The following is a 9,037-nucleotide window of genomic DNA, read 5'->3' as shown; positions in this document are numbered from 1 at the left end:
CAATTAGCAAAAGATGAGAGAAAAAAGCTACATTTAGGAATGTTTTTATCTGTCATTTCTGCGGCTTTATCATTAGTTCCTTATTTTGTAGTTTATAAGATATTACTAATGATATTCCAGAAGAATATTTCGTATACAGAAATTTTAATGTGGGCAGGTATAGGAATTATAAGTGCTGTTTTGCAAGCAATACTAATGTCCTTTGCGGGCATTTTATCTCATACAGCAGCTTTTAACACAATACACAGAATTAAGCTGAAAGTTGTAAATCATATTTCAAAATTTAATTTGGGATTCTTTCAAGAGCATGCCCCCGGAGAAATTAAAACATTGTTGTTTGATGATGTAGATAGAGTTGAAAATTTTTTGGCTCATAGCACTTTGGAATTAGCTCAGGCAGCAGTTGTTCCGGTTATTATGTTCATTTTCATGTTGAAATTAAATTGGATGATGGCACTTGTTATGCTTATTCCTATGATTTTGGGATTAGGAATTCCTATGATGCTAATGAAAAATTATCCGGATATGTCAACGGAGCTATCCGAAGATATTGCTGATTTAAATGCTTCGGCAAACGAATTTATAAAGGCTATGCCTGTAATAAAAATGTATCATTTAACAGCAGAAAAATTTGAACAATATAGAAGCTCATTGAATGCGTATATTACTTGTTGGAAAAAGATGTGTATGAGCTCTTGCTATCCTTTATCAATAACCTTAGTGGTTTTGGATTCAGCAATCTTATTTACATTGCCGTTCGGAGGATATTTCTTTTTGAGAAATTCTTTATCAGCAACATCCTATTTGCTATTTATTATGCTTACAATGTGCTTTTTTGTTTCGTTCTTAAATATGGTAACAATCTTTATGCAATCTATGGAGCTTGGAAGCGGATTGGATAACATAAAAAAAATAATGGATATGGATGAATTGAAAGACGGAACAAAAATCATAAACAAGAATGAGTGTATGAAAATAGATTTTAAAGACGTTACTTTCAGCTATGACGATGAAGAAACAAAAAATAAAGCATTACAACATATAAATTTATCCTTAAAACCGAATACAATAAATGCTTTTGTGGGACCTTCCGGTGCAGGCAAGACAACTGCTGCACAATTGATTGGGAGGTACTGGGATGTAACAAGTGGAGCAATTAAAATTAACGACATACCGATCAATGAATTAAAAATAGATAATTTGATGGACATTACATCATTTGTTTTTCAAGATGTATTTCTTTTGGAGGACACTCTCTATGAGAATATTCGTATGGGAACAGATACAGATGAAAATAAGATTATTGAGGCTGCAAAAGCAGCACAAATTCATGACTTTATTATGAGTTTACCGAATGGATATCAGACAAGAATCGGGGATCAAGGGGTGAAATTGTCAGGTGGACAGCAACAAAGAATCTCAATCGCTAGAGCAATACTCAAAGATTCTCCAATTATTATTTTTGATGAAGCAACTTCCTATTCAGATATAGAAAATGAGTACCAGATACAGTTAGCACTTCAAAACTTGTTGAAAAATAAAACAATCATTATGATTGCTCATCGTTTGCATACTATTAAGAATGCAGATCAAATTGTTGTATTTGATGAAGGGGAAGTCGTAGAGGTTGGAACACATAAAACTCTTTTAGAAAGAAAAGGGGTCTATGAAAGTATGTGGAACACATACACAAAAGATTACTTTGGAGAGGGGGTAAGTGCAAATGCTTAAGATTATTAGAACACTTCTGAAAGATAAAAAAGAAAAATTGTATTTACCGATTTTTCTAATGGTTATTGATTCGATAGGAAGCATTGTTTTGTATTTAATGCTCTATTTTACCGTTGTTAATATATTGCAAAATACATTAACTAAAACCTTAATCATAGAATATACGGTAATATGTTTCATCAGTATGATTGCAAGGATACTGATTTATAGGCATGCATACTATTTGAGCTTTTCAAGAGGAGCTGAAATGTGTGGAGATATGCGTTTGGATTTAGCAAATCATTATAGGAGTTTGAGCCTTGGTCATTTCCAAAAAAATAGTAGTGGTTATCTATTATCAACTCTTACAAAGGATTTGAGTAGTTTTGAACTGATCATAACGCACACTTTACCATCGGTTATTAAAACGGCAGTTACAGCAATATTGATTTTATTAGGCACATTTTTTATCGATTGGAAGCTCGCATTATTAGAGTGTTTAGTATTGCTTATCGCATATCCTATGTTGATATGGGGCAACAAATTGATAGAAAAATACGGGGCAAGAAAAAGAAATTTAAATTCTAAGATGATTTCTATTATTTTAGAGTACATTCAAGGTATGAAAGCGTTTAAGTCAGCTAATATGACAAGTGAACATTTTGAAAGAATGATAAATACACTTGAAAATGTTAGAAAGACAAGCGTAAACGCAGAAAAGAAAATGGCGTTACCTACAAGTATGTACTTTATCACAGTTAACTTTTTGCTTCCGATAGTTCTTCTTATAGGAGGATATTTGCTTATAAATGGTAGTGTTAGAACTGAACAGTTTGTGGCTTTTATGCTTATGAGTTTAGCATTATCTGCACTTCTTATTGCCTTTCAACATTCCTATGGACTATTGAAAGATTTGAAATTAGCTGCAAGTAATCTTGAGAAAGCTTATGAAACGAAGCCATTGCCTTATTCTGAAAATGAAGTTGAATTAGAAAATTTTGATATTCAATTTAAGAATGTAAATTTTTCTTATGATAGAAATAAAACGATTCTGAACAATATTTCTTTTGAAGCAAAAGAAGGAACTTCTACAGCTTTAATTGGTCCTTCCGGTGGAGGAAAAACTACAATCGCTAATTTGATTGCAAGATTTTGGGATGTAAATAGTGGAGAAATTATAATTGGTGGAAAAAATATAAAATCCATAAAACCTGATGTGTTGCTTAAATATGTTAGTCAGGTTTTTCAAGATAATGTACTGTTAACCGATACTGTTTATAACAATATCAGGGTTGGAAAACCTAATGCAACAAAGGAAGAAGTTTATCAAGCTGCAAAATTAGCTTGTTGCCATGAATTTATTTTGAAAATGAAGGATGGATATGAAACGGAAATAAAAGATGGAGGAAGTACATTATCCGGCGGTGAACGACAAAGGATTGCTATTGCAAGAGCGATTCTGAAGGATGCACCAATTCTTTTGTTGGATGAATCTACAGCTTCTCTTGATCCTGATAATGAAGCTAAAATCAATAATGCTTTGGAGCATTTAATGCAAGGAAAGACAGTTTTTGTTATTGCTCACAGATTGAATACCATTAAAAACGCTAATCAAATTATTTTGATAAATAACGGAAGAATTGAAGAACAAGGAAATCATAATGAACTTTATGGAAAAAAAGGACATTACTATGAAATGGTAAATACACAGGAAAGAGCGAAAAAGTGGATGATAAAGGAGAATAGTTATGGAGAGGCTTAGTACTTTGAAAGAAAAGACAAAAGGTAAAGTTGTTGAAATTATTGGTGATACACATTTTCAAAGCAGAATAATATCTATCGGAATAACTGTCGGAAGCGATGTTGAAGTTTTCCAGAATTATAAAAAGCAACCTATTCTCATTTATTGTAGAGATACGATGATAGCTGTCAATAAGATAGAGGCAGAGAAAATAATGATGGAGGTACTTTGAGATATGAAGAAAATAACGATTGCTTTGCTGGGGCAGCCTAATTCTGGAAAATCGACTTTGTTTAATGGGTTGACAGGCTCAAATCAACATGTTGGAAATTGGCCGGGTAAAACCGTTGAGAAAAAAGAAGGCGAATTTTCGTATAAAGATACCAATTATACGATTGTGGATTTACCAGGAACTTACGGATTATCAGCAAATTCAGAGGAAGAAGTTATAACAAGAGAATATATAGAAACCGGGAACGCAGACCTAATTGCTATTATGGCAGATGCTTCACAATTAAATCGAAGTCTATTTATGCTCTCTGACTACATTGGAATAAATATTCCGGTTGTCTTAATCATGAACATGATGGATGTTGCTACAAGTCAAGGGAAAAATATAAATATAAAGGGGTTACAAAAATCCTTGAATATACCTGTCATTCCTATCGTTGCGGCAGATAAAAAGGAATACAAAGAGTTTTATGCTTTTCTGGAGCATTCAGATAGAGGAAAAATTTTATCTGACGAAAATTTAGAAAGGGCATATGAAAATATTGTTGGAGATAACTATAAGCTATTAAAAAAACATATCCCTGATAAAGGTATAGGTGTATTTTCAAAGTCGTGGATTATCGGAAAATTATTAGATCAGGATGCAAAAGTAATTGCGTTAGTAAAAGATAATGTTGAAAAAGTCGAATTTGAAGAAATAGAGAACGTATTAAAAAGCATAAAAAATGGCAATTTAATAACCGGTAATTGTAAATTTGAATGGATAGATAAACTTATCAATGCAAATGTTATTCAGAAAAAGAGAGTATTTAAGAGAAGCAAATTTGATCGTATAGCCACAAGTAAAGCTTTCGGAAAACCTATGGCTATCGGAGTTATCATTTTAGGATTAGTTGCTTCTATGCTCATCGGATTTCCGCTAATGGGGTTATTTGGGTTTGTTATACCTAAAATATCAACATTGTTGGCAAAGGGGCTTGTCGCCATTGGAGTATCAAATTGGCTGATTTCACTTTTGTGTGGAGCCGTAATGACTGCAATTACTTTTGCATTGCAAATGGCAAGTTATGTATTGGGAATTAGCTTAGTATTTGGATTCTTGGAAGATGTAGGATATATGGCAAGAGTTTCCTATGTCTTTGACAACACTATGTCGAAATTAGGATTGCAAGGAAAAGCAATTATGCCGTTCTTGTTAAGTTTCGGCTGTAATATAGGTGGAATCACAGGAACGAGAGTAATTGATTCATGGGGACAGAGGGTTATGACGATTGCATTATCTTGGGTAGTCCCTTGCGGGTCAACATGGGGAGTAGTCGGGCTTGTTACAGGAACATTCTTCGGAAAACAGGCAGTATTTGTGATATTAAGCCTATTTGCAGTTGCTTTTCTACATTTACTAATCACATATAGGATTTTCAGAAAATCGCTTTATGAGGGAAGTGAACATTTTGGAATGATTATGGAACTTCCACCATATCACAAGCCACATTGGAAAAATTTACTTTCTTCTGTAATGAATAGGATGGGAAATGTACTGAAAAGGGCATTGAGTATCATTATCCTTATTTCTGTTATATTTTGGATTCTTGCCTATACGCCTGATGGAAATATAGCTAACAGCCTTATTTATAAAGTAGGAACATTTATAGAGCCTGTAACAAAATTGTTTGGGTTACCATGGCAATTATTTATGGCTTTTGTTGCTTCTGCAATGGGAAAAGAATCGGCATTAGGAGTAATGGCATCATTATTTACTTCTTCAGGAATATGGCATGCAGTTGAGGTTAAAGGGACAGTAGATACCGCTATTCTAAGCAATAATATGTTGACAATGATTTCAAAGCCGGAAGCCTTAGCATTTACTTTTGCCTTTTTCTTCAATATGCCTTGTTTGATGGCTCTTGCAGCTACCGCACAAGAAACACATTCAAAAAAATGGACGATAAAAATAGCACTGTATTATATATTATCGGCTCTAATTATATCTTGTGTTGCATATCATATTGGACTACTGATTTTTTAAGGTGTGATAAGTATGCTTATACAACTATTAGAAGTATTGAAAAAGAAAAAGACTTGCACTTTGCAAGAACTTGCTGAACTGACAGGTGAGGATTTAGATAGTGTAAAAATGAAAATTGAATATCTCGAAAATAATGGATATTTGGTAAAAACTAAAAGGTCTGCAACAAGTAAATGCCAAAGTCAATGTTCGGGATGCTCGAATTGTGTTGTTAATCAAGATGATATTTGGATTGTAAAAGAGTAGTTTGGTTAAGTACAGAATCAAAGAATGGAGGTTAAAATGTAGCTAAGCAATGGAGGGATAAATAATGAAAACACTAAATTTTGTTATTCACATAAGATATATTTATCATTTTTTATGCTTGGAATTGCTTACACGTAGCAATAACACTTTACCAGAAACAACAAAATAGAAAATCATATAAAATATTAGTTTTTAAGCCGAGAGGACTTTTTACGTCAAAGTGTAGAAGTCCTCCTTTTTTATTCTCAAAAAGCAAAACAGAGAACTTAAAAAGGAGGATAACACAATGCCTAATAAGGAATATTACCTTTATGTCAAAGGGGAAGCTATACCCATAAGTGAAGAAGTCTACAAAGCCTATTGGAAGATAACAGAGCATGAAAAATATCTTCAGAAAAAGGATTGCAAGTATGGAGTTATTCCATTTTCATCATTAGATCATGATGGACACTTTGTAGATAACATCATAGATGAAAAAATAGACTTAGAAAAAATTGTAGAAGTCAAAATGCAAATTGAAGAACTGCATAAGGCATTAGCTACACTGACAAAAGAAGAAAGAGAGTTAATGGAAGCCATCTTCTACAGAGAAGAAAGTCTTAGGTCAATCAGCAGAAAAGAGAAAGTTACACATCAGGCAATCGGACAAAGGAGGGATCAAATTTTAGAAAAACTAAGAAAGATTTTAGAAGATAAAATCTAAAAAATGATGAAAGGTTAAGTATCAAAGAAAGGTGCTTAGCCTTTCTTTGTTTGGAACACAACAATATTGAAATGGAGGAATGAAAAATGAAAGAGTTAGAAAATGTAATGAGCCAGTTGGAAAAAGAAACTAAGAAAAAAGAACAGGTAGAAAACAAAATTAAGCAACTAAGACAAAAGAAATCACAGCTAAAAAGAAAGGCGGACACGAAACGAAAAGTAGAAAAAGGAGGCGTGTTTGAGAAATTTGAAAAACAGATAACCGGAGCAGAAGAAAGTACCGACAATGATTTAATCTATGCCTTTTTAGATTATGTACTTTCCGATAATCGAAATAGAGAAAAGCTAAAAGAACTTACAGAAATTCATTTAAAAGAAAAAGAAATCTCTTTAGAAGAAAATCCAAATCTTAAAGAGGAAAATGCAAATGATGATTTTGAAGAACTGACAGAGGAAGAATAAGGAAAACAGAAAATGTATTAGAAACTGAGATGGAGCAAAGTGAGAACATTTTAACACTTTGCTTTTTTGTGGATTTGAAAAATCTACAAAAAACAAAGTTCACAGGGGTCTAAGGGGGAGTAGCCCCCTTGAACAAATAAAAATGCTTTAGCGTTTTCGTTTCCTTAGCGGAGCTATAAGCTTTCCGCAGGAACGCAAAGCACCGTAGTCAAACGGTGTATCTTTGCGCCCTTTGAAAAAGGGAGCGAAGATACGACCTGAACATTAGGATAGTAAAATCCCAAAATTGAAAACAGATAAAGGAGGAAAAGACAATGGAAATCAAAAGTTTGCATACCCATGTAGATATTGTGGCAAGGTCAAAAGGGCATAGCGTGATTGCAAAAGCTGCATACAATGCAAGAGATAAATTACAAGATGAATACTATGGAAAAACACATGACTATTCTAAAAAAGAAGACCTTGTATTCTCAAAAATATTTCTGCCGGAACATATCCCGAAAGAGTTTTCAAACAGAGAATACCTATGGAATGAAGTTGAGAAAATCGAAAAAAGTAAAAATTCACAACTTGCAAGAAATCTGCTCTTTACACTTCCAAGAGAATTAAATGAACAGGACAGAATAAAGTTAATCAGCGAATTTATAGAAGAAAACTTTACTTCTAAAGGTATGATAGCAGACTGTAATATTCATAATCCTATGGCAAGCGATCATGAAGAACAACCACACGCCCATATCCTACTTACCCTTAGAGAAATAGACAAAAAAGGGAATTGGAAACCGAAATGCAGAAAAGAATATATCCTTGATGAAAACGGAGAAAAGATAAAACTGAAAAGTGGAAACTATAAATCAAGAAAAGTAAATTTGAACGATTGGAATGAACCTGACAAAGCAAAAGAGTGGAGAGAAAACTTTTCAAAGAAAGCAAACGAATACTTGGCAAGAAACAACATAAATAAAAGGATAGATCCACGCACCTTTAAAGAACAAGGCAGAGAAGAACTCCCGCAAATTCATTTAGGCACAAGCAGTTATCAGATGGAGAAAAAAGGCATACAGACAGAGAGAGGAAACCAAAACAGAAAAATCATCGCCTTGAATTTAGAATTTAGAAAATTAAAAGAGGAGCTATCCAAACTTACGTCTTGGATAGGCTCGTTACTTGGAAGTCTGCAAGTAAAATATGATGAATACAAACAGGAGAAAAAAGAAGAATATGAGAACAAGGCGGAACTCTTTAATCTCTATGAGTACATCAGTATTTATTATGACTTACAGGGAGAAAAAGCAAGAAAGTTAAATCCCTATGCAAGCAACAAAAAGATAGGTGCAGACCTAAGACGATTTTCCAAAGCAAGAATATATCTGAAAGGCAACAATCTTAAAACCATAGCCGACCTACAAGAAAAGATAAGCACATTACAATCCCAAAATAAGAAAATTAGTCAAGACATTAAGGCGAAAACCACAAGAATAGAAAACTTAAATAAATGCTTTGCCTATGCGGACATCATCAAGGATAACAAAAAAGTCTTTGAGGAATGGAACAGTAAATCCCTATTCAAAGACAGCTTTTACAATTCCCATAAAGATGAGATAGATAAATATAAAAGAGCAAGGGCAATTCTTGAAAAGATAACAGGCTCATCGGCGATTAAGTCTAAAGACTGGAAAAAAGAAATCCAAACCCTTGAAGATGAAATATCGAGACTCAACAGACAATCACAATCAATCAAAGAAGAGTACGAAAGTATCAACCATATCAAGTATGCAGTCAAGACAGTCAATGACGATTATGGCATAGACCTAAGTATTGAAATTGACAAGGCAATCAAGAGAGGAGAAAAAGAAAGTATCATAGAAAAGATAAAAGAGTATAAGCAAGATAGTGATAGTTTTAATAAAAAAAGACAA

General features: G+C 33.3%; 8 protein-coding genes. All 8 read left to right on the top strand.

Going from position 1 to position 9,037, the window contains the following annotated elements; genetic code table 11:
- A partial coding sequence (locus KHW44_RS03575; RefSeq protein ID WP_304066052.1) for an ABC transporter ATP-binding protein occupies positions 1-1,731 on the top strand: 1,731 nt, incomplete at its 5' end.
- Complete coding sequence (locus KHW44_RS03570) at positions 1,724-3,472, top strand: ABC transporter ATP-binding protein (protein WP_002416392.1); 1,749 nt, start codon at positions 1,724-1,726, stop codon at positions 3,470-3,472. The genes KHW44_RS03575 and KHW44_RS03570, both read left to right, overlap by 8 nt.
- The gene (locus tag KHW44_RS03565) at positions 3,459-3,683 is read left to right on the top strand and encodes a ferrous iron transport protein A (RefSeq protein ID WP_304066048.1); all 225 of its coding nucleotides are present in this window, start codon (positions 3,459-3,461) and stop codon (positions 3,681-3,683) included. Before KHW44_RS03570 ends, KHW44_RS03565 begins: the two co-directional genes overlap by 14 nt.
- A 3-nt stretch (positions 3,684-3,686) precedes the next feature.
- Positions 3,687-5,708: a ferrous iron transport protein B gene (gene feoB / locus KHW44_RS03560; protein ID WP_019117881.1), complete on the top strand. Its 2,022-nt coding sequence runs from the start codon at positions 3,687-3,689 to the stop codon at positions 5,706-5,708.
- A gap of 12 nt (positions 5,709-5,720) precedes the next feature.
- The gene (locus KHW44_RS03555; protein WP_002416388.1) at positions 5,721-5,954 is read left to right on the top strand and encodes a hypothetical protein; all 234 of its coding nucleotides are present in this window, start codon (positions 5,721-5,723) and stop codon (positions 5,952-5,954) included.
- Positions 5,955-6,240: 286 nt separating this feature from the next.
- Positions 6,241-6,657: a sigma-70 family RNA polymerase sigma factor gene (locus tag KHW44_RS03550; protein ID WP_002416386.1), complete on the top strand. Its 417-nt coding sequence runs from the start codon at positions 6,241-6,243 to the stop codon at positions 6,655-6,657.
- An 86-nt stretch (positions 6,658-6,743) separates the two neighbouring features.
- Positions 6,744-7,118 (top strand): hypothetical protein, encoded by a 375-nt coding sequence (locus tag KHW44_RS03545; RefSeq protein ID WP_002416385.1) that lies wholly within the window; start codon positions 6,744-6,746, stop codon positions 7,116-7,118.
- A gap of 314 nt (positions 7,119-7,432) precedes the next feature.
- The coding region (mobQ, locus tag KHW44_RS03540; RefSeq protein WP_304066038.1) for a MobQ family relaxase at positions 7,433-9,037 on the top strand (1,605 nt) is incomplete at its 3' end.

It is taken from the genome of Finegoldia magna (genome assembly GCF_018371055.1).
GTDB classification, from domain to species: domain Bacteria; phylum Bacillota; class Clostridia; order Tissierellales; family Peptoniphilaceae; genus Finegoldia; species Finegoldia magna_I.
Note: the sequence above shows the minus strand (reverse complement) of the source record. Positions and strands in the feature narration are given on the sequence as shown.

Bases quoted from the DNA above. Each gene is read 5' to 3' on its own strand.
- KHW44_RS03555 (WP_002416388.1), top strand. From the start codon at position 5,721: ATGCTTATACAACTATTAGAAGTATTGAAAAAGAAAAAGACTTGCACT.
- KHW44_RS03570 (WP_002416392.1), top strand. From the start codon at position 1,724: ATGCTTAAGATTATTAGAACACTTCTGAAAGATAAAAAAGAAAAATTG.
- KHW44_RS03550 (WP_002416386.1), top strand. From the start codon at position 6,241: ATGCCTAATAAGGAATATTACCTTTATGTCAAAGGGGAAGCTATACCC.
- KHW44_RS03545 (WP_002416385.1), top strand. From the start codon at position 6,744: ATGAAAGAGTTAGAAAATGTAATGAGCCAGTTGGAAAAAGAAACTAAG.
- KHW44_RS03565 (WP_304066048.1), top strand. From the start codon at position 3,459: ATGGAGAGGCTTAGTACTTTGAAAGAAAAGACAAAAGGTAAAGTTGTT.
- feoB (WP_019117881.1), top strand. From the start codon at position 3,687: ATGAAGAAAATAACGATTGCTTTGCTGGGGCAGCCTAATTCTGGAAAA.